Origin of the sequence: Superficieibacter sp. BNK-5 (genome assembly GCF_047456055.1) — a bacterium.
In the GTDB taxonomy this organism is placed as follows: domain Bacteria; phylum Pseudomonadota; class Gammaproteobacteria; order Enterobacterales; family Enterobacteriaceae; genus Superficieibacter.
On record NZ_CP179893.1, the window covers coordinates 4240800 to 4265335 of the forward strand.

Sequence of the window (24536 nt, forward strand, 5' to 3'; positions counted from 1 at the left end):
AGGCGTTAAATAACGCAGAAAAAACAGGTTATTTCGCCCATCGAAAATCCAAAACCGACAAATAATGGCGGGGCTAACAGTATGCGTTTGCCGACCCGGGAGTCAGTTTTGTTTCACTACACGTTTACCGCCATCCACCAGGATTTACGAGGTGCGCAATGAGCGCGGCTGCAACGACCACGACACAAGCGAAAACCGCCGAGTGGATCAATCGCCTGCGCGCCAATCCTAAAATTCCGCTGATGGTAATAAGCGCCGCTGCCGTGGCCGTGGTTGTCGCTATGGTACTGTGGGCAAAAAGCCCGGACTACCGCACGCTATTCAGCAATTTGTCCGATCAGGACGGCGGAGCCATCGTCCAGCAATTAACGCAGATGAATATCCCGTACCGCTTTGCCGATAACGGCGGCGCGCTTGAAGTTCCGGCGGACAAAGTGCATGAGCTGCGTCTGCGTCTGGCGCAGCAAGGGCTGCCGAAAGGCGGCGCGGTCGGTTTCGAGCTGTTGGATCAGGAAAAGTTCGGCATCAGCCAGTTCAGTGAGCAGGTCAACTACCAGCGTGCGCTGGAGGGTGAACTGGCACGCACCATTGAAACACTCGGGCCGGTAAAAACCGCGCGTGTGCATCTGGCGATGCCAAAGCCCTCGTTGTTCGTGCGCGAGCAAAAATCCCCTTCGGCCTCGGTGACGGTGAACCTGGAACCGGGCCGGGCGCTGGATGAAGGGCAAATTAGCGCCGTGGTCCATCTGGTTTCCAGCGCGGTGGCGGGCCTGCCCGCGGGTAACGTGACGCTGGTCGATCAGGGGGGTCATCTGCTGACCCAATCCAATACCAGCGACCGGGCGCTGAACGATGCGCAACTGAAATACGCCTCCGATGTGGAAGGCCGCGTCCAGCGCCGCATCGAATCTATCCTTGGCCCTATCGTCGGTAACGGCAATGTCCATGCTCAGGTGACGGCGCAGATCGATTTCGCCGATAAAGAACAAACCGAAGAGCAATACCACCCGAACGGCGACAGCAGCCAGGCGGCGATGCGTTCCCGCCAGCTAAACCTCAGCGAACAGAACGGTAGCGGGATCGTGGGCGGCGTGCCGGGCGCGCTTTCTAATCAGCCGGCACCGGCCAATACCGCGCCGATTGCCAATCCGCCGACAACCACCGCGCAGAACGGCCAACAAAATGCGCAGCAAAACACGCAGTCAACGTCGACCTCCGGCAACAACGCCGGTCCGCGCAGTTCTCAGCGTAACGAAACCACCAACTATGAAGTTGACCGTACTATCCGCCACACCAAATTAAACGTAGGTGATGTCCAGCGACTTTCTGTTGCCGTAGTGGTGAATTATCGCACCCTGACGGATGGCAAGCCGCTGCCGCTGACCGCCGATCAGATGAAGCAGATTGAAGATCTCACCCGTGAGGCCATGGGCTTTTCCACCACCCGTGGCGACACGCTAAACGTCGTGAACTCGCCGTTCAGCGCGGTGGATGAGACCGGCGGCGAACTGCCGTTCTGGCAACAGCAGTCGTTTATCGATCAGTTGATGATCGCCGGACGCTGGCTGCTGGTGCTGCTGGTCGCGTGGCTGCTGTGGCGTAAAGCGGTGCGTCCGCAACTGGTGCGCCGTCAGGAAGAGATCAAAGCCGTACAGGAAGAAGCGCAGGTGCGTCAGGAAAGCACCAGCACGGTGGATGGTGTTGAAGTTCGCCTGACCAAAGATGAACTGACCCAGCAACGTCGCGCCAATCAGCGTATGGGCGCAGAAGTGATGAGCCAGCGTATTCGTGAGATGTCAGATAACGATCCGCGCGTCGTCGCGCTGGTCATTCGCCAGTGGATGAATAACGAACATGAGTAGTCTAACCGGAACGGAAAAAAGCGTCATTTTGCTGATGACCATTGGTGAAGATCGCGCGGCGGAGGTGTTTAAACATCTCTCCAACCGCGAGGTCCAGCACCTGAGTTCGGCGATGGCCAACGTGCGGCAAATCTCCAACAAGCAGCTGACAGAAGTGCTGGGCGAGTTTGAGCAGGAGGCGGAACAGTTCGCCGCGCTCAACGTTAACGCCAGCGAATACCTGCGGTCGGTGCTGGTCAAAGCGCTGGGCGAAGAGCGTGCCGCCAGCCTGCTGGAAGATATCCTCGAAACCCGCGAAACGTCGAGCGGTATTGAAACGCTCAACTTTATGGAGCCGCAGAGCGCTGCGGATCTGATTCGCGACGAGCATCCGCAGATTATTGCCACCATTCTGGTACACCTCAAACGCGGCCAGGCGGCGGATATTCTGGCGCTGTTCGACGAACGCCTGCGCCACGATGTGATGCTACGTATTGCCACCTTCGGCGGCGTTCAGCCTGCCGCGCTGGCGGAGCTGACCGAAGTGCTCAACAACCTGCTCGACGGTCAGAATCTCAAACGCAGCAAAATGGGCGGCGTAAGAACCGCGGCCGAAATTATCAACCTGATGAAAACGCAGCAGGAAGAAGCGGTTATCTCTGCCGTGCGCGAATTCGACGGCGAGCTGGCTCAGAAGATCATCGACGAGATGTTCCTGTTCGAAAACCTGGTCGAAGTGGACGACCGCAGCATCCAGCGTCTGTTGCAGGAAGTGGATTCCGAATCCCTGCTGGTGGCGCTCAAAGGTGCCGAGCAGCCGCTGCGCGAAAAATTCCTGCGCAACATGTCGCAACGTGCCGCCGATATCCTGCGCGACGATCTCGCCAACCGGGGTCCGGTCCGCCTGTCGCAGGTGGAAAACGAGCAGAAAGCGATTCTGCTGATTGTCCGTCGTCTGGCGGAAACCGGCGAAATGGTGATCGGCAGCGGCGAGGATACCTATGTCTGATCAACTGCCGTGGAAAATCTGGCAGCCTGACAGCCTGTTTGCGCCGTTGACCGAGGCTGCGCCGTTCGAGGATGACGCGCCAACGTCGCTGCCGCCTCAGGAGGAGATTTCTCCCGAACAGCAGCTTCAGCAGCAGCTGGCGCAGCTACAAATTCAGGCCCATGAACAGGGCTACGCTGCCGGAATGGCCGAAGGCCGCCAGACTGGTCATGCGCAGGGGTATCAGGAAGGACTGGCGCAGGGTCTGGAGCAGGGGCAGCTTCAGGCGCGTCAGTTGCAGGAACCGCTGCACGCGCGAATGCAGCAACTGGTGAGTGAATTCCAGAATACGCTGGATGCCCTCGACAGCGTAATTGCCTCACGTCTGACGCAAATGGCGCTGACGGCAGCCCGGCAGATTATCGGCGATATGCCGGCGGTGGATAACCACGGCTTAATTAAACAGATCCAGCAGTTACTTCAGCAGGAGCCGTTGTTCAGCGGCAAGCCGCAGTTGCGCGTCCATCCGGACGATTTGCAGCGCGTAGAAGACGTGCTTGGCGCGACCCTCAGCCTGCACGGCTGGCGGCTGCGCGGCGATACCACGCTGCATCCCGGCGGCTGTAAAGTCTCCGCCGACGAGGGCGATCTGGATGCCAGCGTTGCGACGCGCTGGCAGGAACTGTGCCGTCTGGCGGCACCGGGAGCCTGTTAATGACCTCCCGCCTCAGCCGCTGGCTGCAAACGCTGGATAATGTTGAAGCCAAAATGGCCCAGCTACCGTCCGTGCGCCGCTACGGTCGGCTGACCCGCGCTACCGGGCTGGTGCTGGAAGCCACCGGACTCCAGCTACCGCTGGGCGCAACCTGCATTATTGAGCGTCAGGACCGGGGCGAAACGCAGGAAGTCGAAAGTGAAGTGGTTGGTTTTAACGGTCAGCGCCTGTTTTTAATGCCGCTGGAAGAAGTCGAAGGTATTCTGCCCGGCGCGCGCGTTTATGCCCGTAACAACAGCGGCGATGGCCTGCACAGCAGCAAGCAGTTGCCGCTTGGTCCGGCGCTGCTCGGGCGCGTCCTTGACGGCAGCGGCAAACCGCTCGACGGCCTCCCCTCCCCGGATACCATCGAAAGCGGGGCGCTGATCACCCAGCCGTTTAACCCGCTGCAACGCACCCCGATTGAACACGTGCTGGATACCGGCGTGCGTCCCATTAATGCCCTGCTCACCGTCGGCCGTGGGCAGCGTATGGGACTGTTTGCCGGGTCCGGCGTCGGTAAAAGCGTCCTGCTGGGCATGATGGCGCGTTACACCGAAGCGGATGTGATTGTGGTGGGGCTTATCGGCGAGCGTGGGCGTGAAGTCAAAGACTTTATCGAAAATATTCTCGGCCCGGAAGGTCGCGCCCGCTCGGTGGTGATTGCCGCTCCGGCAGACGTCTCTCCCCTGCTGCGAATGCAGGGCGCCGCTTACGCCACGCGTATCGCCGAGGATTTTCGCGATCGCGGCCAGCATGTACTGCTGATTATGGATTCCCTCACCCGCTACGCGATGGCGCAGCGTGAAATTGCGCTGGCCATCGGTGAACCTCCTGCGACCAAAGGTTATCCGCCCTCTGTTTTCGCCAAACTACCGGCGCTGGTGGAACGCGCCGGGAATGGGATCAGCGGCGGCGGGTCAATTACCGCCTTCTATACCGTGCTCACCGAGGGCGACGATCAGCAGGACCCGATTGCAGATTCCGCACGCGCCATTCTCGACGGCCACATTGTCCTCTCCCGCCGTCTGGCGGAGGCAGGCCACTATCCGGCGATTGATATTGAAGCTTCCATCAGCCGTGCGATGACCGCGCTGATTGACGAAAGGCATTACGCGCGGGTGCGTAATTTTAAACAGTTGCTCTCCAGTTTTCAGCGCAACCGCGATCTGGTCAGCGTAGGTGCCTACGCCAGAGGCAGCGATCCGCTGCTTGACCGGGCCATTGTGCTCTGGCCACAGCTGGAGGCGTTTTTACAGCAGGGCATCTTTGAAAAAGCAGGCTGGGAAGAATCACTTCAGGCGCTGGACCTGATTTTTCCTGCGGCGTAATGAAGCGGGAGTACGAACGTGACGCAGAATAGCGCATTAGCCACCTTAAAAGATCTGGCGGAAAAAGAGGTCGATAACGCCGCGCTGCGGTTGGGGGAAATGCGTCGAGGCTGTCAGCAGGCGCAGGAACAGTTACAAATGCTGATGAATTATCAGGATGAGTACCAGTCCAGTCTCAACACCAGTATGAGCCAGGGAATTGGCAGTCAGCGCTGGCAAAACTACCAGCAATTTATTCAGACGCTGGAAAAAGCCATTGACCAGCATCGCCAGCAGTTAGCGCAATGGAACCACAAAGTCGATCAGGCGCTCAACGTCTGGCGTGAGAAAAAACAGCGCCTCCAGGCATGGCAGACGCTTTCGGACCGACAGGACTCTGCCGCGCTGCTGGCGGAGAACCGTCTCGATCAAAAAAGAATGGATGAGTTTGCGCAACGTGCAACCCAAAGGAAATACGAGTGATCACATTGCCTGATATCAGCGTCAGCGACGCGAACATTACCCCCGGTGGACTGTCGGCTAAAAGCACAGACGGCGCGCAGGATTTTCTCGCTCTGCTGGCCGGGGCGCTGGGCGGCGAAAGTGCCCCGGCGACGCTGGCAGACGTGCAGGATGCCCGCCCGGGTGCGCAGAATGCCCGCAAGAGCGGCCTCACGCTCAACGATCTTCAGGCCCGCATCGAGGGTGAAACGCTGACCGATCTTAGCGATATCCGCACCCTGCTGAGCGGGCTGACGCTGGGACAAAAACCAGTGGTCAACAGCGAAGCAACAGAAAAAGACCTGCCGCCAACGGAGGTCCATGAAAACGACCTTACCGATCTCAGTGCGTTGATGGCGATGCTGCCACCATCGTCCACCCCTGCGCCGACGTCGACGCAGCCGGCCGCGCCCGAAGCGACGCCCACGCTAACGGGCAACGCTCCGCTCAAGGGGAATGTGGGTGGCGATAAAGCATCATCACTGAAAGAGGTCACCGCTGAAGCTCCGTCACGGACACAGACGGCGATCGATGCGCAGCCATTCACGGCGGCACAAAGTAACGCAGCGGTCCGCGTTGAAACGGAGAGTACCCCCTCTCCCGTTGCCACCACATCTAACGTGGCCCCCATCATCAGCCCGACAATGACCCCGGCACCGGCACACGCGGCGGCCATTGCCACCGTCAACGCCCCGCTGGGCAGCCCGGACTGGCAACAGACGGTGAGCCAGCACATTACGCTATTTACCCGCCAGGGCCAGCAGACCGCCGAGCTGCGCCTGCATCCGGAAGACTTAGGACAGGTACAAATTACCCTGAAAATGGACGATAACCAGGCGCAGTTACAGATGGTCTCGCCGCACAGCCACGTGCGCGCCGCGCTGGAAGCCGCGCTGCCGATGCTGCGCACGCAGCTGGCTGAAAGTGGCATACAGCTTGGCCAGAGCAGCATCAGTAGCGAAAGTTTTGCCGGGCAACAGCAGTCGTCCTCTCAGCAACAGTCTGCTCGCCATACCCCGACTGGCAGCCAACTGGATGCGCAGGAGGATGAATTGCTTAACGTGCCTGCCAGTCTGCAATCGCGCTCAGGCGGCAGCAGCGCGGTCGACATCTTTGCTTAAACGCCAGAGGTAGCGTGATTATTCTCGTCTGTTCCACGCTTTGACGGCCAACGGACACGGGATAATCACCCCATAAGCAGTACCGAAACAGGAAGCACGTATCAGATGACCGACTCCGCCATCACCACTAAAAAAAGCAAACGCGCCATTTGGATCCCGCTGCTGGTGTTAATCACCCTCGCCGCGTGCGCCACCGCAGGCTACAGCTACTGGCGTATGCAGCAGCAACCCGCCGCGCATGTTACCGCGGAAGCACCACCGCCTGCCGCGCCGGTCTTTTTTGCGCTGGATACCTTTACCGTTAATTTAGGCGATGCGGATCGCGTTCTGTATGTTGGCATTACCCTGCGCCTGAAGGATGAAGCCACCCGCGCGCGTCTTAACGAATATCTGCCGGAAATTCGTAGCCGCCTGCTGCTGCTATTTTCCCGCCAGGATGCCAGCCAGCTTTCCAGTAATGAAGGCAAACAAAAACTCGTTGCTGATATCAAGAGCACGCTGGCGCAGCCGCTGATCGCCGGGCAACCGGGGCAGGAAGTGACCGACGTCCTCTACACAGCCTTTATTTTGCGGTAACGGCATGGGCGACAGCATTCTTTCTCAGGCCGAAATTGACGCGCTGCTAAACGGCGACAGCGATAAAACCGACGAACCGCAGCCGGGGAAATCGACCGACAGCGACATTCGTCCCTACGATCCCAACACCCAGCGTCGCGTGGTGCGCGAGCGTCTGCAGGCGCTGGAGATTATTAACGAACGCTTTGCCCGCCAGTTCAGGATGGGGCTGTTCAACCTGCTGCGTCGTAGCCCGGACATTACGGTTGGTGCAATCCGCATTCAGCCGTATCACGAATTTGCGCGCAACCTGCCGGTGCCGACCAACCTGAATCTGATCCACCTGAAGCCTCTGCGCGGCACCGGGCTGTTTGTGTTCTCACCGGGGCTGGTGTTTATCGCGGTGGATAACCTTTTTGGCGGCGACGGACGTTTCCCGACCAAAGTCGAAGGACGTGAGTTTACCCATACTGAACAGCGCGTGATTAACCGGATGCTGAAGCTGGCGCTGGAATCCTACAGCGACGCGTGGAAAGCGATTCACCCGCTGGACGTGGAATACGTGCGCTCGGAGATGCAGGTGAAATTTACCAATATCACCACCTCGCCGAACGATATCGTGGTCAATACGCCGTTCCATGTGGAAATCGGCAACCTGACCGGCGAGTTTAATATTTGTCTGCCGTTCAGCATGATCGAGCCGCTGCGCGAAGTGCTGGTCAATCCGCCGCTGGAGAACTCGCGTAGCGAAGATCAGAACTGGCGTGAAAACCTGGTGCGCCAGGTGCAGCACTCTGAGCTGGAACTGATTGCGAACTTTGCCGATATCTCGCTGCGCCTGTCGCAGATCCTGAAACTGAAACCCGGCGACGTGCTGCCCATTGAAAAGCCTGACCGCATTATTGCGCATGTGGACGGCGTCCCCGTGTTGACCAGCCAGTACGGTACGGTCAACGGCCAATATGCGCTACGCGTTGAACATTTGATCAACCCGATTTTGAATTCGCTGAATGAGGAACAGCCCTAATGAGTGACATGAATAATCCTTCTGATGACAACAGCGGATCGATGGACGACCTGTGGGCTGAAGCGTTGAACGAACAAAAAAATCCCCCCGGGAAAAGCGCGACGGACGCGGTTTTTCAGCAGTTAGGTGGCGGCGATGTGAGCGGCACGCTCCAGGATATCGATCTGATTATGGATATCCCGGTCAAACTCACCGTGGAACTGGGCCGCACCCGGATGACCATCAAAGAGTTGCTGCGACTAACGCAGGGTTCGGTGGTGTCGCTGGACGGCCTGGCCGGTGAGCCGCTGGATATCCTGATTAACGGCTATCTGATTGCGCAGGGTGAAGTGGTGGTGGTTGCCGATAAATACGGCGTGCGCATTACCGACATCATCACGCCGTCAGAGCGTATGCGTCGTTTGAGTAAATAAGATGAAAACCCAGGCCACGGTCGTTCAGCCGGCCGTATCCCCTGCCTCGTCGCTGATGCAGGTCAGCGGCGCGTTACTTGGCATTATTTTCCTGATCCTGATGGCCGCATGGCTGTTAAAGCGGGTCGGATTCAGCGGCAAAGGCAGCGCAGCACGCGGTCTGAAGGTTAGCGCAGGAGCGACGCTTGGCCCGCGCGAACGAATTGTAATTGTGGAGGTTGAAGACGCCCGCCTGGTGCTCGGCGTGACCGCCGCACAAATCTCGTTATTGCATACGCTGCCTCCCGCTGCACCAGACAGTGCCACGGCAACACCAGCAACCCCCGATTTTTCGTCGATGATGAAAAATCTGCTTAAGCGTTCCGGGAGATCCTGATGCGCCGCGTACTTCCCTTTTTGCTGGCCGGACTCTGGCTGGCAGCCCCTGCGGCTATGGCGCAGCTTCCCGGTCTGATCAGCCAGCCGCTCGCCAACGGCGGCCAGAGCTGGTCGCTGCCGGTGCAGACGCTGGTGTTTATCACGTCGCTGACGTTCCTGCCCGCGCTGTTGCTGATGACCACCAGCTTCACCCGCATCATTATCGTCTTCGGCCTGCTGCGTAATGCGCTGGGCACGCCCTCCGCGCCGCCGAATCAGGTGATGCTGGGGCTGACCTTGTTTCTGACCTTTTTTATTATGTCGCCGGTAATCGACAAAATTTATACCGACGCGTATCAGCCCTTCAGCGAAAATAAAATCTCGCTGGATGTGGCGATGGAGAAAGGTGCTCAGCCGCTGCGCGAGTTTATGCTGCGCCAGACGCGTGAAGCCGATCTCGCGCTGTTCGCCCGGCTGGCGAACAGCGGCCCGATTGCCGGTCCCGAAGCCGTGCCGCTGCGCATTCTGCTTCCGGCCTACGTGACCAGCGAACTGAAAACCGCTTTCCAGATTGGCTTCACCATTTTTATCCCGTTCCTGATCATCGATCTGGTGATCGCCAGCGTGTTAATGGCGCTGGGGATGATGATGGTGCCACCCGCGACCATCGCCCTGCCGTTTAAACTGATGCTGTTTGTACTGGTGGATGGCTGGCAATTGCTGGTCGGCTCACTGGCGCAGAGTTTCTACAGTTAGGGAGCGCGAAATGACACCTGAATCGGTCATGATGATGGGCACCGAAGCGATGAAAGTGGCCCTCGCGCTGGCCGCGCCTTTGCTGCTGGTGGCGCTGATCACCGGTCTTATCATCAGTATTCTGCAAGCCGCCACCCAGATTAACGAGATGACGCTGTCCTTCATTCCGAAAATCATCGCGGTGTTTATTGCCATTATCGTTGCCGGGCCGTGGATGCTGAATTTACTGCTGGACTATATGCGCACCCTGTTCAGCAATATTCCCTACATCATCGGATAACCGCCGCATGGTGCAGGTAACGAACGATCAATGGCTTCACTGGCTGGGCCTCTATTTCTGGCCGCTACTGCGCGTGCTGGCGCTGATTTCCACCGCCCCTATCTTAAGTGAAAAAAGCGTACCGAAGCGGGTTAAGCTTGGGCTGGGCATTATGATCACCGTTATTATCGCCCCGACACTGCCTGCCACTAACGTTCCACTGTTCTCTCTTGACGCGCTGGGACTGGGACTGGAGCAAATCCTGATCGGCATCGCGCTGGGATTTACCATGCAGTTTGCCTTTGCGGCCATTCGCACTGCCGGAGAGATTATCGGCCTGCAAATGGGGCTGTCATTCGCCACCTTCATCGATCCGGGCAGTAATTTAAATATGCCGGTCCTGGCGCGACTGATGGATATGCTCGCCCTGCTGCTGTTCCTGACGTTCAATGGTCATCTGTGGCTGATCTCTATGCTGGCAGATACCTTTCACACGCTGCCCATCGGTGGCGAACCGATTAACAGCAATGCCTTTTTAGCCCTCGCCCGCGCGGGTGGGTTGATTTTCCTTAACGGCCTGATGCTGGCGCTACCGGTGATCACCCTGCTGCTGACGCTCAACCTGGCGCTGGGAATGCTCAACAGAATGGCCCCCCAGCTTTCCGTTTTTGTCATTGGCTTTCCGCTGACGCTCAGCGTCGGCATCCTGCTGATGTCGGTGTTAATGCCGTTAATCGCGCCGTTCTGTGAACATTTATTTAGCGAGATCTTTAATTTACTTGCTGACATAATCAGTGAGTTACCGAAAATAACATCCTGATAATTAGCAGGTGTTATCTGAGGATAATCCTAAAATAAAAATTACTGTATACCCTCCACGATATACCGAATGGCTAATCGTTGTTTTAATTCCCATCACATAAACTTATCTGCAATTTAGTTTAAGATGATTCCTGGCAACTTATACGCAACTTTACGGGATAGTGCTCAGGCCTGAAAAACTCTGCCTGTCTTATTAATCTGAAAAATTATTACCACAGGACGTTGTGAAATCGGTAAGGCAATGGGTTAATTATCGTTATGCATTGAGTGAGGGTATGCCATGTCAACGATTATTATGGACTTGTGCAGTTATACCCGATTAGGATTAATCGGATATCTGGCAAGTCGGGGAGTTAAGCGACGCGAGATCGGGGATGCAAAGGACACAGCAGCCCTGGCGGTGGCCTGCGAGGAAAGCCGGCCTGACGTGGTGTTTATTAATGAAGACTGTTTTATCCACGACCCTGAAAGTAGTCAACAAATCAGGCAGATCATTAATCAACACCCCGACACGTTATTCATCGTATTTATGGCGATTGCTAATCTCCATTTTGATGAGTATTTACTGGTGAGAAAGAATTTGTTAATTAGTTCAAAGTCAATCAAGCCTGAATCTCTGGATGATATTTTGGGTAATTGTCTTAAAAAAGGTAGCGAGCATTTTAGCGCAATTAATATGCAGACGCTGTCGTTAAGCCGGACTGAATCTTTTATGCTGCGGATGTGGATGTCAGGCCAGGGGACGATTCAGATATCCGACCAAATGAATATCAAAGCGAAGACCGTATCGTCACATAAAGGTAATATTAAAAGAAAGATTAAAACGCATAATAAACAGGTTATTTATCATGTTGTCCGATTGACAGACAACGTTACTACCGGGATTTATGTCAACATGCGCTAAGCACTACCACTGGCGGGTCTGCCCGCCAGTGGTCCAGAATCAGGCATCCACCTTCTCGACGAAAATGCCGTCATGATGTCCCAGTTCATTAAAAAACCAAATGCCTAACGGATAATCTTCCAGCGACACCAGATACATCGTGCCCTCACTGAACTCTTCAATGGCCAGTACCACACCCGGTCGGCGCGGTCCGCCATCCGTTTTAACCGTCACGCGATCGTTTATCTGCATAGTGTCACCTCCACATGTTTTTGTGCCAGTGTAGATCAAAACCGTCGTGCTGGCTGCGTCTGACGCGACGAATGCTGCTTTTCTGGACGGTCTATACTTAGTCTGTGCGGCAGCCTGTGAGGAAATGTTATGAAAACCGCAAAAGAGTATGACGATACGGCAAAACGTGAGGTCGGCGTTGACGTTGATGCCCTGCTGGCGGCGATCAATGAGATTTGTGAAGGTGAAGTTAAACGCGCTGACGACGGCGATCCCCATCACGCGAGCGTCAACGGGCATGATTATCATACCTGGCGTGAACTGGCCGAAGCGTTTGAGCTGGATATCCACGACTTCAGCGTGAGCGAAGTTAACCGTTAACCGACACCAAAAAAAACCCGGCCCTGTCAGGGTCGGGTTGAAGCTTGCGAATGCAAGAAGCACTTTAAAATTCGTTACACCAGGAAATCTGATGTGACATTAAACATATCCGCAATTTTTTTGCATGACAAGATATATTCGCTAGGTGAATAGTTCCGAAAAAACACGATTTCTGGCGGGTGAACTATGACAGATAGCACCGCGCCTCGCTTGTTGGGTTCGTTCCCATAAAAAGTGTTCAGCATGCCAAATTGCATTTAGGAATTATCTCAGGCTAATGATGACGGACTGAAAGGAGAAATGTATGCCCGACCTGCGTGAACCGCTGCTGATATTTACCGATCTGGAAGGCACCCTGCTTGAAAGTCATACCGGGGACTGGCAGCCTGCCGTACCGTGGCTCCAACGGCTTAAAGAGGCAGGTGCGCCAGTAATTTTATGCAGCAGTAAAACCGCTGCCGAAATGGCGCAAATTCAGCAGGAGACAGGGCTACAAGGATTGCCTTTTATTGCCGAAAATGGCGCGGTGATCCAGCTTGATGCTGGCTGGCAGGATGATGAGCACTTTCCCCGCCTGATCGCCGGCTCGCCTCAGGAGGAGATTGCCAGTGTTCTGACCGCACTGCGCGAAAAAGAAGGATTTAAATTCACCACCTTCTCTGATGTGGATGAACAGATTATTAGCGACTGGACCGGCCTCAACAACACGCATGCTACCCTCGCCCGCCAGCAGGAAGCCTCCGAAACGTTAATCTGGCGCGACAGCGATGCGCGCATGGCAGAATTTGCCACGACGCTGGCCTCATTCGGCCTGCACATTGTTCAGGGCGCGCGTTTCTGGCACGTTCTCGACCAGCGAGGTGATAAAGCCCAGGCGACGATTTTTTTACTCAATAAATACCAGCAGCGCGAAGGCAAACGGCGCACCACTTTGGGGCTGGGCGACGGCCCCAACGATGCGCCATTGCTGGATGTCGTTGACTATGCGGTAGTGGTGAAAGGCTTAAATCGTGATGGCGTCAGGCTGAAACGCAACGATCCACAGCGCGTTTATCATACCGCACAGGAAGGCCCGGCGGGCTGGAGTGAAGGAATGGCGCATTTCTTTCCTGCCGGTCAGCCTGCGGAATAAACACGGTTACGCCCGTTTTGTTTGGCCAGGTACAGGCGACGATCGGCAATGGATTGCAGATGTTCAAACTCATAACGCCCGCGCTCTTCCGTACTGCTGACGCCCAGCGAGGCGCTGATACGCAGCGTGGTGTTTTTGCGTATCAGGAACTCTTTCGCGCTAATGTGATTGCGGATCCGTTCAGCAACGCGGGTTGCCATTGCCGTCGTGGTATTGGGCAGGACGATACAGAATTCCTCGCCGCCCACGCGGCCCGCCACATCATGCTCACGCAAAGCATTGGTGATGAGACTTCCCACATGCGACAGCACGCGGTCCCCGGCCTGATGCCCAAACTGGTCATTAATACGTTTGAAATGATCGAGGTCGAGCTGAATAACACACAGCGGTTGCTGCGCCAGTTGACAGGCTCGCACGGCCTCTTCGGCCCGGTCAAATAATGCCCCGCGATTGGGTAGGCGCGTTAACGTGTCATACCATGCCCGCCACTCAAGCGATTCCTGCATCGCGATCATATTGCGCACCATCCGGCGGATCACTATCCACGACAAAATCAGAATGGAGGTAAACACCAGCCATAACAGGCTCAGTGCGATAATAATATTGCCAAACGCACCGCCAAGACCTTCACGCAGCGTATGAACATGCAATACGATGCCATCGAAATTTTTGAGCTTTTGCCAGCTAATATAACCGCTGGCGGTCAAAAACCCCCCGCGCGTATCGTGCCCGACATCCGTAAGAATACGCTGACGATCCGTTGCGCTAAGGGTTGGCTCGTCTGAGACGTCCGTCCTGCTCGACGCCAGCCAGGTAAGCTGACTGTCGTAGAGTTGCCAGGAACCTTCATGCTGATCGCCAATGGCCTCCACCAGTAAACGCTGCAATGCGCTAACGTCGACATCCATCGCCAGTACGCCGTACCAGCGATCGGCCAGATAGAGGGGAATGCTGGCGGTAATCACCTGAACGCCGCGCGCTTCAGCCTGTTCCGTATACCAGCGGATCCCGCGCCCATGATTATCACGCGCCGACTGGGTAAAAAACCATGGCTTAGCAATCACGCTGGCGTAATACGACGTAATATCGGCGATGGGCTGTGGATCGCTGGTAACGAAGAAGCCAGCGCGGGAGACATACTGTGTCCGGGACTCAATGCTATTGCTGCTGGAAGAGAGGTGCAGGAGATAGCCCAACTCCAGCGCCGCCGTCAGCTCATTATGTAAAAGCGCATTATCCCGGTTCAGATCCGAGCCATGCGCAACAAAGGCATCCGACACGCCGTTCACGGTCAGCAAATGCCGGCTGCCGGACTGTACCGACCACGCATCCTGCTGGCGCCTGCGATCAAATTCATGATGGGCAATCGACATACTCTTTAGTTGCAGGGGGGTTTTCAGCGCGGCCTGCATACCGTTACGCAGAAAAAACAGCCTGTCCATATTGAACTGAAGCTGCATATCCATGCCATGCGAGACGCTATCAAGACGGTTGCGCTGGCTGCTAATATAGTTATCTTCCAGCACCGCGACTTCCCGCCAGGTCAAAAAAGACGAGCAGATCAGAACCACGATAAAACAAAGGCTGACCACCTGACCGGGCGTAAAGCGCAGGCCGAAATGTTTCAGCCACTGAGGTTTTTCCACTACTATCTCGCGCTAAATGCAAACTCCAGGCATCGCCTTATTTGACCAGGATCTTGCTGGGGTGAATAACATGCCCGGCTCGCGGGAGGCCGGGCTTAAGAGGAACGTAGCGACGCGCTTACGGGTTCGGGTGGCGGTGAAAATAGCCGTTACCCGGTAACAATTCGTCTTCCCTGAACGCCTCCCGCTTAACGCCGAAACCGTCATACCAGCGGCACTCCACCATGCCACTGGCATAGCCCGTGACCACCATGCGCCGCTCGCCGTTTTTAGTCATCACTTCATCGCTGACCATAAAGACCATTTTTTGCCTCCGGTATCAGAGTGAAACGTTTTCACCTTAGACGAAATTTTGACGTTTTGCGTACCCGGTACTGGATATTTAATGAGCAGGCTGGCGCAGGCGAGACACCATTTTCACCACGGCAACCACGATCAGCCCGAGAATAAATCCGAGGACCAGGTTAACCAGCGACGGAATTAACCACTGGATCGCCGCGCTCTGCTGCTCGTTAAAATGCTCAATGGCATGATGCAGCGGCGCGATACCGTGCACCACAATGCCCCCGCCGACGAGAAACATCGCCAGCGTGCCGACAACCGACAGGATTTTCATCAGCCACGGCGCGATAAACAACAGCGTTTTGCCGGTAGCCTGCGCCAGGGCATTGGCTTTTTCCGCCAGCCAGAAGCCCATATCGTCCAGCTTAACAATAACGGCGACAATGCCATATACGCCAATTGTCACAAGGACGGCAATGCCGGACAAAATCAGTACCTGGGTCAGCAACGGCGCTTCGGCGACGATGCCAAGGGTAATGGCTACGATCTCGGCTGACAAAATGAAATCGGTACGGATTGCACCTTTGACTTTATCGCGCTCAAAGGTCTTCGGATCCTGTTTAGCGATGGAGGCTAAGCGCGCCTGACGGGCTTCGGGGCTTTCCTTATGTTTGCGCGCATGCAGGGTATGGAGGATTTTCTCTGCGCCTTCAAAACACAGAAACGCCCCACCGATCATCAGCAGTGGCGTAATCGCCCACGGCAGAAACGCGCTGATCAACAGCGCCAGCGGCACCAGAATCACTTTATTGAGAAGCGAACCTTTAGCCACTCCCCAGACGACGGGTAATTCCCGATTGGCACGGACGCCGGAGACCTGCTGAGCGTTAAGCGATAAATCATCCCCCAGTACGCCAGCGGTCTTCTTTGCCGCCAGTTTTCCCATCAGCGAGATATCATCCAGCAGGGTGGCAATATCATCTAAAAGCGTTAACAAACTCGATCCGGCCAAAATGTCTTTCCTTCGTTTAAAACTTCTCAAGTCAATAGTATGGAATAAAAGTGGCCGCTCGGGTATAGCAGAATAATGTCAACATTTAATTAACATCCAAATTAAGATTAACCGCTCGCCAGGCGGATAGTTTTGACGTTTACTATATGCGTCCTTTCTTTATGGCTGTGAGGCAGTATGCGTTTCAGGCAACTTTTACCGCTCATTAGTGCGCTTTTCGCACTGTATATTATTTGGGGTTCCACTTATTTCGCCATCAGCATCGGCGTTAAGAGCTGGCCGCCGCTGCTGATGGCTGGCGTGCGCTTTTCGGCGGCAGGCGTCCTGTTGATGGCGTACCTGTTAATCACCGGTCACAAACTTCCTGCCCTGCGGCCGATACTGAATGCGGCGCTGATTGGCGTGCTTCTGCTCGCCGTGGGCAACGGTTTTGTCACCATCGCTGAGCACCAGCACGTACCTTCCGGGATTGCGGCGGTAATGGTCGCTACCGTGCCGCTATTCACCCTGTGCTTTAGCCGCTTTTTCGGCATCGCCACCCGCAAGCTGGAATGGCTCGGCATCGCCATTGGCCTCGCGGGAATTATCCTGCTTAACAGCGGCGGCAACCTGAACGGAAATCCGTGGGGCGCGGTATTGATCCTGATAGGTTCGGTAAGCTGGGCATTTGGTTCAGTTTACGGTTCACGCATTGAACTGCCTGTCGGCATGATGGCGGGGGCGATTGAGATGCTGGCTGCGGGCATCGTGCTGCTGGCGGCGTCGTTTTTAACGGGTGAGAAACTGACCGCGATGCCAGGACTGTCCGGCTTCCTCGCCGTTGGCTATCTGGCGATTTTCGGCTCGGTGATCGCCATCAACGCCTATATGTACCTTATTCGCAACGTCACGCCCGCGATTGCCACCAGCTACGCCTATGTTAACCCGGTGGTCGCCGTTTTACTGGGTACCGGCTTTGGCGGCGAACGTCTCTCGTCGGTGGAATGGCTGGCGCTGGGGGTGATTATCTTTGCGGTGGTGCTGGTCACGCTGGGGAAATATCTCTTTCCGGCGCGTCCCGTTGTAACGCCGTGTGAGATCAAGAAATAACCGGCAGGGGATGAATGCCCTGAGTGTCGATCTGCGCGCTGTCACCGCCGCCGCAGATCCACTCTTCAAGCCGTTCACTCAGGGCGCTATCGCTGAGCTTTTCTCGCCCTCGTAGCGCACATTCCCAGACGATCAACACTCTCCAGCCCTGCTCTGTCAATCGCAACACATCCCGCCGGTCACGTTCAACATTTTTGCCGATTTTTTCCAGCCAGAATTCCGTGCGGGTCGCGGGAACCTTAAACAGATAGCAGTCATGATGATGCCAGAAACAGCCGTGAGTGAAGATCACACAGCGGTAGTCAGCAATCACAAAATCAGGACGCCCTGGCAGGGTGGCATCCTGGACGGTAAAGGTAAAGCCGGACGCCTCCAGCAACAGCGCCAGCCGCTTTTCAATGGCCGTATCGCGGGTGCCTATTGCCCGCATATTCTTGCTGCGCGTGGCCTTATTATGAACGTCCACCCGACCCGATCCCTTTTTTACGTAGCGCCACCGCCTGCGCGATACGAGGCTTGAGTAATTTTGCCACCGCCGCAAATGCGGGAACCACCACCGAATTACCAAACTGGCGATACGCCTGGGTATCGGATACCGGAATCCGGAACTGATAGCCCTGTGGCGCTTCAAATCCCATTAATCGGGCGCACTCGCGCGGCGTTAAGCGACGCGGGCGATGCTGCTGATTTACCGTATCGTCGAAATTCACCTCGCCTAAGGCGCGGTCCCAGCCGCGATCCACAAGAATTTCGGCACCATCTTTGTAATAGCGGGCGGAAAGCGTGCGGGCGACGCTATGCGGATTGGTCGGATCGACCAGACCAAAACCAAACCCGTTGCCACGCGCCTGATGCTTTTTGGCGTAGCGATAAAGGTATTTCCACAGCACTGGCGTCAGGATAAATTTGGCATCCACCACAGGCTCCAGCAGTTCAGCAAAACTTAGCCGTTGCTCAGGATAAAGGGCCGGAAGGTCGCGCAGCGTAAACCCGTTATGCAGGTTGAGATCGCGGCGAAAGCCCACCAGCACGATACGTTCGCGATGCTGTGGCAGGAAATGTTGACCATCGACGATTTTCGGATCGTCCGCACCCATTTCTGCGGCGTCAGACACCTCATAGCCTAAACCATCCAGTGTCTGCATGATGATGCGGAAGGTTTTACCGCCGTCATGGCTCTTCAGATTTTTGACGTTTTCCAGCACGAAGATGGGCGGACGACGCGCATCAATAATACGCACCACATCAAAGAACAGCGTCCCCTGGGTATCACAGGCAAAACCGTGCGCGCGGCCAAGCGCATTTTTCTTTGAGACCCCGGCCAGCGAAAAGGGCTGACAGGGAAAGCCCGCCAGCAGTACGTCATGCTGCGGGATCACCTCGCGAATATGCTCTGCCGCCTGCCGATCGCTGACCTGTGGCTGATGGCTTAGGGTGACGTCACGAATATCTTCATTAAAGTGATGCTGTTCCGGGTCACAATACCAGTTGGCTTTATACGTGCGCACCGCATGTTTGTTCCATTCGCTGGTAAACACGCACTGCCCGCCGATGGCTTCAAAGCCGTAACGGATCCCGCCGATACCGGCAAAGAGATCAACAAAACGGAAAGCATAATGAGGATGATGGGCAGGCGGTGATGGCAACAGCGCCGCAAGGTGGGCCTGTTCATTCTCGCTCAACCGCTGCCAGGCACGTTCACTGGTCGCCACGCGTTTGAGAATGGCGGGGCTCCAGTGATGTTCACCCAGCGAACTCAATTCAGCGACCAGCGTTTTGACGTCATATATCGCCATAACCTGACGCAGCAAGGCGTGTACGCTGGCAGACGGCGCATCCGTAGTCCGGCCAGATGCCGCTGAAATGGAAAGGTTTTCCTGCATAAAATTAACCGGGCAAGACAAATATTTCTCAGAGTATCATAAATTTGCTGCCAGCGTTTCAGCCCTTCGGCGCAAAACGCGCGAGAATATCCTCATCCAGCGACTGATAGCAGCCCTGCAACTCGGCGCTCAGCTTTGCCATGAACTGTACGAGGAAACGCACGTTCTCCTGCGCCAGCGCCCTGCCCTTTGGCGTTAGCATCGTCGACGGCAGACGCAGAAGCTTGCTCTGAAAATGATCCAGCGCGTAGGCCCGGTCATCCAGCGGGCGACGATCGGCAAAGGGATCGTCTGCGTCAAAAAGAGGAACGTTGAGCGAGCCGGCAACCGCAAAGACTCTTGCCAGCCCAATCGCCCCTAACGCTTCCAGTCGGTCGGCATCCTGCACGATGCGCGCTTCGTCCGTTTGCGGTTCGATTCCGGCGCTGTAACTGTGTGCTTCGATGGCATGCATCACAGGCTGGTAACGTTCAGCAGGGAAATCGGCAAAATCCGCCGTCAGAATACGCTGCGTTTCTTCTGCCGCCAGCCTTGAGGCGCGGTGTCGCTGGGGATCGTTTTTTGGCAGGTTGACGATGTCATGAAAATAGCAGGCGGTAAGGACCGTCAGTTCATCTACCATGACCCCTGAAGCAAGCTGACGGGCGGTATTCCATACCCGGCGAAAATGCGCCAGGTCGTGCGCGGCATCCTGACTACGGTAATGTTGAAGGAGCCAGCGTTCATAACGTTGTTGCCAGTGGAGAATGTCCATGATGAGCGCGCCCGTGAATCCTTAAAAATCGGCCTGGCGAGGGCGCGTATACCATGCCAGCGCCCCCAGCAGCAGCGTAACGGTACTTAATACCAGGAAGCCCAGCAATGCGCCAAGCCATTTACCGGTCATCGTCCCCCAGTCCCCGTCCACTGTCGCGCCAGGAATGCTTTGCACGTGGCTCACCACCCAGAAGTAGCGCACCATGGCCCAGGCAAAGTAGCCGCAAAAGGCATAAAAAAGCCACAGCGCCAGTTTGCCGCCGGGACTACGGTACATTTTTTCATCCATAAAATGTTCTCTGTTGATCGTGTTTATACGGTTGGGCAGGTAACCCCATTTCACCACACCTGTGATTGACGTCACATTATAGTGCATATTCAGACGCAGTCAGCGCGAATTAATTAAAAAAATATATATTCATTAAAATTCCATTCACTTATTAAATATTCAAAGACAAAAAAGCGCTTTATTTTAAACAATAATTATGCAACTATCTCTCCGTTATTAGCCTTTTGTTGTTACCACTGCACTTGTTATTATTGCCCTTCTTCTGTTTTCTACAAGCCTGACATTGCGCCAGGCTTTTTTTTCGCTCAACATCAATAAATACGAGTCATCAATATATCTCACAAAACAATTTCCGCAAGGAATATTATTTACAAAATAGATTGGTTATGGCATCTCATACTCTACACAAATGCAATTACATCAATAAGTTATATAGTTATCCATTAACCCATAATCAACATGAATTCGAAATGACACAGAAACAATTTGAAATATTAGATATAACTTTATTACATCTTTCCTTTAAAATTAAATGAACTTAATAGAATAGTATCCATATTGTAGTCCGAATAAGATTACATATATTCATAAAAATTATTCCTTGAAGGAAATATATAATGAACAGAAAAGTTCTGGCACTTCTTATGCCTGCCCTGTTAATGGCTGGCGCAGCAAATGCGGCTGAAGTCTATAATAAAGACGGCAACAAACTTGACCTGTACGGTAAAGTTGATGGCCTGCGCTATTTCTCTGATGATGCTGGCAGCGATGGCGATCAGACCTATGCCCGTCTCGGCTTCAAAGGCGAAACACAGATTGCCGACCAACTGACTGGCTTCGGTCAATGGGAATACAACATTCAGGCCAATGGTACTGAAGGCGAAGGCACAAATGGCTGGACTCGTCTGGGCTTCGCTGGACTGGGTTTTGGCGAATACGGTTCATTTGATTACGGTCGTAACTACGGTGTGATTTATGACGTTGAAGCCTGGACCGATATGCTGCCGGAGTTCGGTGGTGATTCTTATACCCAGACTGACGTTTACATGTTAGGCCGCACGAATGGCGTGGCGACCTACCGCAATAATGATTTCTTCGGCCTGGTCGATGGCTGGAAATTTGCACTGCAATATCAGGGTAATAACGAGAATCCTGGCTCAGGCGAAGGCACTGGCAACGGTGGTGGTCGTAAACTGGCGCGTGAAAACGGCGACGGCTTCGGTATGTCCACCTCCTACGATTTCGACTTCGGTTTAAGTCTGGGTGCGGCGTATGCTAACTCTGACCGTACTGACAACCAGGTTGCGCGCGGTTATCAGGATGGCCTTAACCATCGTAACAACTATGCCGGTGGTGATACCGCCGAAGCCTGGACCGTGGGTGCGAAATACGATGCGTACAACGTGTACCTGGCCGCGATGTATGCTGAAACCCGCAATATGACCTACTACGGCGGTGGCAACGGCGAAGCCAACGGTGGCATTGCCAACAAAACGCAGAACTTCGAAGTTGTCGCCCAGTATCAGTTTGATTTCGGTCTGCGTCCTTCCATTGCTTACCTGCAATCGAAAGGTAAAGACCTGGGTGGTCAGGAAGTTAGCCACGGCAACTGGCGTTCTACTGATAAAGACCTGGTTAAATATGTTGATGTCGGTGCCACCTACTACTTCAACAAAAACATGTCTACTTATGTTGATTATAAAATCAACCTGCTGGATGAAGACGACAGCTTCTATGCAGACAATGGCATCGCTACCGATGACATCGTCGCTGTCGGTCTGGTTTATCAGTTCTAATCACCCGTTTATCACAAAGCCCGCCGCGTGCGGGCTTTTTTGTTACTAAGAAAGAGCATTCTTATCGCGTGCTGAAGCCGGCGGCTATAAAATAATCATTGGTGGGCAAAAAAGGCAACTGTGACGAGGGTCGTTGAAAGCGAAGCGAGTAACTGATTGAATAATGGCGGAGAGAGGGGGATTTGAACCCCCGGTAGAGTTGCCCCTACTCCGGTTTTCGAGACCGGTCCGTTCAGCCGCTCCGGCATCTCTCCGTTTTGATGGTTGCAATAATGCCAGGAAATTTGGCATTTTAACAGTCCCAGTCCCTTCAATTATGTTCAAGTGATGAGTTTGCGAGCAAAACGATGATTAAGTGGCCCTGGAAAGCACATGAATCAACCCGTAGCCCTGATTTCCCCTGGGAGCAGGCACTTGCGATCCCTGTCTTAGCCAGTCTGACGATGGATGAGCAGGCGAAACTAATACAGCTTGCCGAGCGTTTTCTCCAGCAAAAACGTATTGTTGCGCTGCAAGGTCTGGAGCTTGATACGCTGCAAAGCTGCCGTATCGCCCTGCTCTTCTGTCTCCCCGTGCTTGAGTTAGGCATTGAGTGGCTCGATGGCTTTCATGAGATCCTGATTTACCCCGCGCCGTTTGTGGTTGATGACGAATGGGAAGACGATATCGGCCTGGTGCATAATCAGCGGCTGGTACAGTCAGGGCAAAGCTGGCAGCAAGGGCCAATCATTTTAAACTGGCTGGATATTCAGGATTCCTTTGATGCATCCGGGTTTAACCTGATCGTGCATGAGGTGGCGCACAAGCTGGATACGCGTAACGGCGATCGCGCCAGCGGCGTGCCTTTTATTCCGCTGCGAGAAGTCGCGGGCTGGGAGCACGACCTGCATGCTGCAATGAACAATATTCAGGATGAAATCGACATGGTGGGCGAAAGTGCCGCCAGCATAGACGCGTATGCGGCGACCGATCCGGCTGAATGCTTTGCTGTGCTTTCCGAATATTTTTTCAGTGCGCCTGAGCTTTTCGCGCCACGTTTTCCGGCGCTATGGCAACGTTTCTGCCTCTTTTACCAGCAAGATCCGCTTCAACGACTACGGGATAACCGCGAGCCGGTAAACTCCACGTCGCTGGTACATTAAAAGCACAGGTTGCGTCATTATTAATCATTTGAATCAACGCGTTAAATTTATCGTTGACACAAAATTCCGGGGCCAGTAATATGCGCCCCGTTCACACGATTCCTCTGTAGTTCAGTCGGTAGAACGGCGGACTGTTAATCCGTATGTCACTGGTTCGAGTCCAGTCAGAGGAGCCAAAATTCAAAGAAGCCCGCTTATTGCGGGCTTTTTGCTTTGCGCCTTCCGTCTATTGCCACCCTGCACACTCCTCAGTTCAGCCGCAGCCCGCTGGTGGCATCAAAAAGATGGGCATGACGGGCGTCCGGCACGATGCTCAGCGTTTCACCGGGCGTCGCCGTAACGCGCTGGTGAAATAAGGTGGTCACTTTTTGCTGGCCAATGTTGAGCATAATTTGCGTTTCTGATCCGGTTGGTTCAACCACATTGACCTGCGCATTAATCGCTGCGTCCGGTGCCAACACAAAATGCTGCGGGCGCACGCCGTAAACCACGCGCTGTCCGATATCCAGGCCCGGCGTTGAAGCCACCGGTAGCGCGATACCGTCATCCGTCATCACAACGCCCTGCCGCTCCACGCGTCCGCTGAACAGATTCATCGACGGCGAACCGATAAAACTCGCGACGAACGCATTCGCCGGGCGGTCGTACAATTCCAGCGGCGTCCCGACCTGCTCAATATACCCGTCACGCAATACCACGATCCGGTCCGCCATGGTCATGGCTTCAATCTGATCGTGCGTAACATAAATCATGGTGGTATTCAGCCGCTGATGCAGCGCTTTGATTTCGGTACGTAACTCAACGCGCAATTTGGCGTCGAGATTGGATAACGGCTCGTCGAAAAGAAACAGCCGCGGATGACGCAATATCGCGCGGCCCATCGCCACTCGCTGACGCTGTCCGCCAGATAGCTGAGCGGGTTTGCGGGTCAGTAATGCTGTTAATCCCAGCGTGTCGGCAGCCTGACGCACCTGCTGTTCGATGTTGGCCCTGGTCACGCCCTGCATTTTGAGCGAAAAGCCGAGGTTTTCCGCCACCGTCATATGCGGATACAGCGCATAGTTTTGAAAGACCATCGCCATATTACGATCCTGTGGAGACAGATCGTTAATAACGTCGCCATCCAGTACCAGCTCACCGCCGTCAATACTTTCCAGTCCAGCGATCATCCGCAGTAACGTCGATTTCCCACAGCCGGACGGCCCGACCAGCGCAATAAACTCGCCGTGATGGATGGTCAGGTTCAGATCCGGAATGATGGTCTGCCCATTAAAGGTTTTTGCGATATTCTGTAGTGTCAGCGTTGCCAT

The 24536-nt window shown here is 54.8% G+C and carries 28 protein-coding genes and 2 tRNA genes; 20 read left to right on the forward strand and 10 right to left on the reverse strand.

The window, feature by feature from the left end; translation table 11 throughout:
* The first annotated feature begins 158 nt into the window (after positions 1-158).
* From fliF to rcsA, 14 genes are all read left to right on the forward strand, one after another.
* Positions 159-1862 carry a flagellar basal-body MS-ring/collar protein FliF gene (gene fliF, locus ACMGGS_RS20385; RefSeq protein ID WP_414164131.1) on the forward strand — a complete coding sequence of 568 codons (1704 nt, stop codon included), beginning with the start codon at positions 159-161 and terminating at the stop codon, positions 1860-1862.
* Positions 1855-2850: a flagellar motor switch protein FliG gene (fliG, locus tag ACMGGS_RS20390; protein WP_176918962.1), complete on the forward strand. Its 996-nt coding sequence runs from the start codon at positions 1855-1857 to the stop codon at positions 2848-2850. The genes fliF and fliG overlap by 8 nt, the downstream gene beginning before the upstream one ends.
* Positions 2843-3544, forward strand: coding sequence for a flagellar assembly protein FliH (gene fliH, locus ACMGGS_RS20395; protein ID WP_414164132.1), 702 nt, complete (start codon positions 2843-2845; stop codon positions 3542-3544). Before fliG ends, fliH begins: the two co-directional genes overlap by 8 nt.
* Positions 3544-4914: a flagellar protein export ATPase FliI gene (gene fliI, locus ACMGGS_RS20400; protein WP_414164133.1), complete on the forward strand. Its 1371-nt coding sequence runs from the start codon at positions 3544-3546 to the stop codon at positions 4912-4914. Before fliH ends, fliI begins: the two co-directional genes overlap by 1 nt.
* A gap of 18 nt (positions 4915-4932) precedes the next feature.
* Positions 4933-5376 (forward strand): flagellar export protein FliJ, encoded by a 444-nt coding sequence (gene fliJ, locus ACMGGS_RS20405; protein WP_414164134.1) that lies wholly within the window; start codon positions 4933-4935, stop codon positions 5374-5376.
* Entirely contained in the window at positions 5373-6515 is a 1143-nt protein-coding gene (locus tag ACMGGS_RS20410) for a flagellar hook-length control protein FliK (RefSeq protein ID WP_414164135.1), read from the forward strand. Before fliJ ends, ACMGGS_RS20410 begins: the two co-directional genes overlap by 4 nt.
* A 105-nt stretch (positions 6516-6620) precedes the next feature.
* Positions 6621-7091 carry a flagellar basal body-associated protein FliL gene (fliL, locus tag ACMGGS_RS20415; protein ID WP_414164136.1) on the forward strand — a complete coding sequence of 157 codons (471 nt, stop codon included), beginning with the start codon at positions 6621-6623 and terminating at the stop codon, positions 7089-7091.
* Between the two features lie 4 nt (positions 7092-7095).
* Positions 7096-8097: a flagellar motor switch protein FliM gene (fliM, locus tag ACMGGS_RS20420; protein ID WP_414164137.1), complete on the forward strand. Its 1002-nt coding sequence runs from the start codon at positions 7096-7098 to the stop codon at positions 8095-8097.
* Positions 8097-8510, forward strand: coding sequence for a flagellar motor switch protein FliN (gene fliN / locus ACMGGS_RS20425; protein ID WP_414164138.1), 414 nt, complete (start codon positions 8097-8099; stop codon positions 8508-8510). The genes fliM and fliN overlap by 1 nt, the downstream gene beginning before the upstream one ends.
* Before the next feature lies 1 nt (position 8511).
* A complete protein-coding gene (gene fliO / locus ACMGGS_RS20430; RefSeq protein ID WP_176918970.1) occupies positions 8512-8886 on the forward strand; it encodes a flagellar biosynthetic protein FliO in 375 nt (124 codons plus the stop codon).
* Entirely contained in the window at positions 8886-9623 is a 738-nt protein-coding gene (gene fliP / locus ACMGGS_RS20435; protein WP_414164139.1) for a flagellar type III secretion system pore protein FliP, read from the forward strand. The genes fliO and fliP overlap by 1 nt, the downstream gene beginning before the upstream one ends.
* A 10-nt stretch (positions 9624-9633) precedes the next feature.
* Positions 9634-9903 carry a flagellar biosynthesis protein FliQ gene (fliQ, locus tag ACMGGS_RS20440; RefSeq protein ID WP_176918972.1) on the forward strand — a complete coding sequence of 90 codons (270 nt, stop codon included), beginning with the start codon at positions 9634-9636 and terminating at the stop codon, positions 9901-9903.
* Positions 9904-9910: 7 nt separating this feature from the next.
* Positions 9911-10702: a flagellar biosynthetic protein FliR gene (gene fliR, locus ACMGGS_RS20445; RefSeq protein WP_414164140.1), complete on the forward strand. Its 792-nt coding sequence runs from the start codon at positions 9911-9913 to the stop codon at positions 10700-10702.
* Between the two features lie 282 nt (positions 10703-10984).
* Positions 10985-11608, forward strand: coding sequence for a transcriptional regulator RcsA (rcsA, locus tag ACMGGS_RS20450; RefSeq protein ID WP_414164141.1), 624 nt, complete (start codon positions 10985-10987; stop codon positions 11606-11608).
* Positions 11609-11647: 39 nt separating this feature from the next.
* Here the strand turns inward: rcsA and dsrB are convergent, their stop codons facing one another.
* Positions 11648-11839 carry a protein DsrB gene (gene dsrB / locus ACMGGS_RS20455; protein WP_414164142.1) on the reverse strand — a complete coding sequence of 64 codons (192 nt, stop codon included), beginning with the start codon at positions 11837-11839 and terminating at the stop codon, positions 11648-11650.
* A gap of 129 nt (positions 11840-11968) precedes the next feature.
* On the opposite strand from dsrB, the gene yodD reads away from it, so the two are divergent.
* Together yodD and ACMGGS_RS20465 are read left to right on the forward strand one after the other, a co-directional pair.
* Positions 11969-12199 carry a YodD family peroxide/acid resistance protein gene (gene yodD, locus ACMGGS_RS20460; protein ID WP_194206538.1) on the forward strand — a complete coding sequence of 77 codons (231 nt, stop codon included), beginning with the start codon at positions 11969-11971 and terminating at the stop codon, positions 12197-12199.
* 304 nt (positions 12200-12503) lie between these two features.
* Complete coding sequence (locus ACMGGS_RS20465; protein WP_414164143.1) at positions 12504-13331, forward strand: mannosyl-3-phosphoglycerate phosphatase-related protein; 828 nt, start codon at positions 12504-12506, stop codon at positions 13329-13331.
* Here ACMGGS_RS20465 and dgcQ read toward each other — a convergent pair.
* The 3 genes from dgcQ to ACMGGS_RS20480 form a co-directional block, all read right to left on the reverse strand.
* Entirely contained in the window at positions 13316-14977 is a 1662-nt protein-coding gene (gene dgcQ, locus ACMGGS_RS20470; protein WP_414164144.1) for a cellulose biosynthesis regulator diguanylate cyclase DgcQ, read from the reverse strand. The two genes, ACMGGS_RS20465 and dgcQ, sit on opposite strands and share 16 nt — an antisense overlap.
* Positions 14978-15095: 118 nt before the next feature.
* Entirely contained in the window at positions 15096-15281 is a 186-nt protein-coding gene (locus ACMGGS_RS20475; protein ID WP_414164145.1) for a YodC family protein, read from the reverse strand.
* Positions 15282-15359: 78 nt separating this feature from the next.
* The gene (locus ACMGGS_RS20480; RefSeq protein ID WP_414166323.1) at positions 15360-16274 is read right to left on the reverse strand and encodes a DUF808 domain-containing protein; all 915 of its coding nucleotides are present in this window, start codon (positions 16272-16274) and stop codon (positions 15360-15362) included.
* A 174-nt stretch (positions 16275-16448) separates the two neighbouring features.
* On the opposite strand from ACMGGS_RS20480, the gene yedA reads away from it, so the two are divergent.
* Positions 16449-17360 carry a drug/metabolite exporter YedA gene (gene yedA, locus ACMGGS_RS20485; RefSeq protein WP_414164146.1) on the forward strand — a complete coding sequence of 304 codons (912 nt, stop codon included), beginning with the start codon at positions 16449-16451 and terminating at the stop codon, positions 17358-17360.
* Here the strand turns inward: yedA and ACMGGS_RS20490 are convergent.
* From ACMGGS_RS20490 to drpB, 4 genes are read right to left on the reverse strand one after another with little or no spacing between them, the layout of a single operon-like run.
* Positions 17350-17790 carry a very short patch repair endonuclease gene (locus ACMGGS_RS20490; protein ID WP_414166324.1) on the reverse strand — a complete coding sequence of 147 codons (441 nt, stop codon included), beginning with the start codon at positions 17788-17790 and terminating at the stop codon, positions 17350-17352. The two genes, yedA and ACMGGS_RS20490, sit on opposite strands and share 11 nt — an antisense overlap.
* Positions 17791-17812: 22 nt before the next feature.
* Positions 17813-19243, reverse strand: coding sequence for a DNA cytosine methyltransferase (locus ACMGGS_RS20495; protein WP_414164147.1), 1431 nt, complete (start codon positions 19241-19243; stop codon positions 17813-17815).
* Positions 19244-19301: 58 nt separating this feature from the next.
* On the reverse strand, positions 19302-19997 hold the full coding sequence (locus tag ACMGGS_RS20500; RefSeq protein ID WP_414164148.1) for a phosphohydrolase: 696 nt from the start codon (positions 19995-19997) through the stop codon (positions 19302-19304).
* Between the two features lie 21 nt (positions 19998-20018).
* Entirely contained in the window at positions 20019-20288 is a 270-nt protein-coding gene (drpB, locus tag ACMGGS_RS20505) for a cell division protein DrpB (RefSeq protein ID WP_414164149.1), read from the reverse strand.
* Positions 20289-20905: 617 nt separating this feature from the next.
* Between drpB and ompC the strand changes: the two genes are divergently transcribed.
* The gene (ompC, locus tag ACMGGS_RS20510) at positions 20906-22084 is read left to right on the forward strand and encodes a porin OmpC (RefSeq protein ID WP_414164150.1); all 1179 of its coding nucleotides are present in this window, start codon (positions 20906-20908) and stop codon (positions 22082-22084) included.
* Positions 22085-22248: 164 nt separating this feature from the next.
* Here ompC and ACMGGS_RS20515 read toward each other — a convergent pair.
* Positions 22249-22338 (reverse strand) — tRNA-Ser (locus ACMGGS_RS20515).
* 93 nt (positions 22339-22431) lie between these two features.
* On the opposite strand from ACMGGS_RS20515, the gene mtfA reads away from it, so the two are divergent.
* Together mtfA and ACMGGS_RS20525 are read left to right on the forward strand one after the other, a co-directional pair.
* On the forward strand, positions 22432-23226 hold the full coding sequence (gene mtfA / locus ACMGGS_RS20520; RefSeq protein ID WP_414164151.1) for a DgsA anti-repressor MtfA: 795 nt from the start codon (positions 22432-22434) through the stop codon (positions 23224-23226).
* Between the two features lie 100 nt (positions 23227-23326).
* Positions 23327-23402, forward strand: a tRNA-Asn gene (locus ACMGGS_RS20525).
* A 72-nt stretch (positions 23403-23474) separates the two neighbouring features.
* Here ACMGGS_RS20525 and ACMGGS_RS20530 read toward each other — a convergent pair.
* A complete protein-coding gene (locus ACMGGS_RS20530; protein ID WP_414164152.1) occupies positions 23475-24536 on the reverse strand; it encodes an ABC transporter ATP-binding protein in 1062 nt (353 codons plus the stop codon).

What these genes read in the sequence shown, in the direction of transcription:
- fliL (WP_414164136.1), top strand. Translation starts at nt 6,621, where the DNA reads ATGACCGACTCCGCCATCACCACTAAAAAAAGCAAACGCGCCATTTGG.
- fliQ (WP_176918972.1), top strand. Translation starts at nt 9,634, where the DNA reads ATGACACCTGAATCGGTCATGATGATGGGCACCGAAGCGATGAAAGTG.
- dsrB (WP_414164142.1), bottom strand. Translation starts at nt 11,839, where the DNA reads ATGCAGATAAACGATCGCGTGACGGTTAAAACGGATGGCGGACCGCGC.
- ACMGGS_RS20490 (WP_414166324.1), bottom strand. Translation starts at nt 17,790, where the DNA reads ATGCGGGCAATAGGCACCCGCGATACGGCCATTGAAAAGCGGCTGGCG.
- ompC (WP_414164150.1), top strand. Translation starts at nt 20,906, where the DNA reads ATGAACAGAAAAGTTCTGGCACTTCTTATGCCTGCCCTGTTAATGGCT.
- ACMGGS_RS20500 (WP_414164148.1), bottom strand. Translation starts at nt 19,997, where the DNA reads ATGGACATTCTCCACTGGCAACAACGTTATGAACGCTGGCTCCTTCAA.
- yedA (WP_414164146.1), top strand. Translation starts at nt 16,449, where the DNA reads ATGCGTTTCAGGCAACTTTTACCGCTCATTAGTGCGCTTTTCGCACTG.
- fliH (WP_414164132.1), top strand. Translation starts at nt 2,843, where the DNA reads ATGTCTGATCAACTGCCGTGGAAAATCTGGCAGCCTGACAGCCTGTTT.
- fliG (WP_176918962.1), top strand. Translation starts at nt 1,855, where the DNA reads ATGAGTAGTCTAACCGGAACGGAAAAAAGCGTCATTTTGCTGATGACC.
- fliN (WP_414164138.1), top strand. Translation starts at nt 8,097, where the DNA reads ATGAGTGACATGAATAATCCTTCTGATGACAACAGCGGATCGATGGAC.
- fliF (WP_414164131.1), top strand. Translation starts at nt 159, where the DNA reads ATGAGCGCGGCTGCAACGACCACGACACAAGCGAAAACCGCCGAGTGG.
- ACMGGS_RS20495 (WP_414164147.1), bottom strand. Translation starts at nt 19,243, where the DNA reads ATGCAGGAAAACCTTTCCATTTCAGCGGCATCTGGCCGGACTACGGAT.
- fliI (WP_414164133.1), top strand. Translation starts at nt 3,544, where the DNA reads ATGACCTCCCGCCTCAGCCGCTGGCTGCAAACGCTGGATAATGTTGAA.
- fliP (WP_414164139.1), top strand. Translation starts at nt 8,886, where the DNA reads ATGCGCCGCGTACTTCCCTTTTTGCTGGCCGGACTCTGGCTGGCAGCC.
- yodD (WP_194206538.1), top strand. Translation starts at nt 11,969, where the DNA reads ATGAAAACCGCAAAAGAGTATGACGATACGGCAAAACGTGAGGTCGGC.
- drpB (WP_414164149.1), bottom strand. Translation starts at nt 20,288, where the DNA reads ATGGATGAAAAAATGTACCGTAGTCCCGGCGGCAAACTGGCGCTGTGG.
- rcsA (WP_414164141.1), top strand. Translation starts at nt 10,985, where the DNA reads ATGTCAACGATTATTATGGACTTGTGCAGTTATACCCGATTAGGATTA.
- fliM (WP_414164137.1), top strand. Translation starts at nt 7,096, where the DNA reads ATGGGCGACAGCATTCTTTCTCAGGCCGAAATTGACGCGCTGCTAAAC.
- fliR (WP_414164140.1), top strand. Translation starts at nt 9,911, where the DNA reads ATGGTGCAGGTAACGAACGATCAATGGCTTCACTGGCTGGGCCTCTAT.
- ACMGGS_RS20475 (WP_414164145.1), bottom strand. Translation starts at nt 15,281, where the DNA reads ATGGTCTTTATGGTCAGCGATGAAGTGATGACTAAAAACGGCGAGCGG.
- ACMGGS_RS20530 (WP_414164152.1), bottom strand. Translation starts at nt 24,536, where the DNA reads ATGGCAACGCTGACACTACAGAATATCGCAAAAACCTTTAATGGGCAG.
- mtfA (WP_414164151.1), top strand. Translation starts at nt 22,432, where the DNA reads ATGATTAAGTGGCCCTGGAAAGCACATGAATCAACCCGTAGCCCTGAT.
- fliO (WP_176918970.1), top strand. Translation starts at nt 8,512, where the DNA reads ATGAAAACCCAGGCCACGGTCGTTCAGCCGGCCGTATCCCCTGCCTCG.
- ACMGGS_RS20465 (WP_414164143.1), top strand. Translation starts at nt 12,504, where the DNA reads ATGCCCGACCTGCGTGAACCGCTGCTGATATTTACCGATCTGGAAGGC.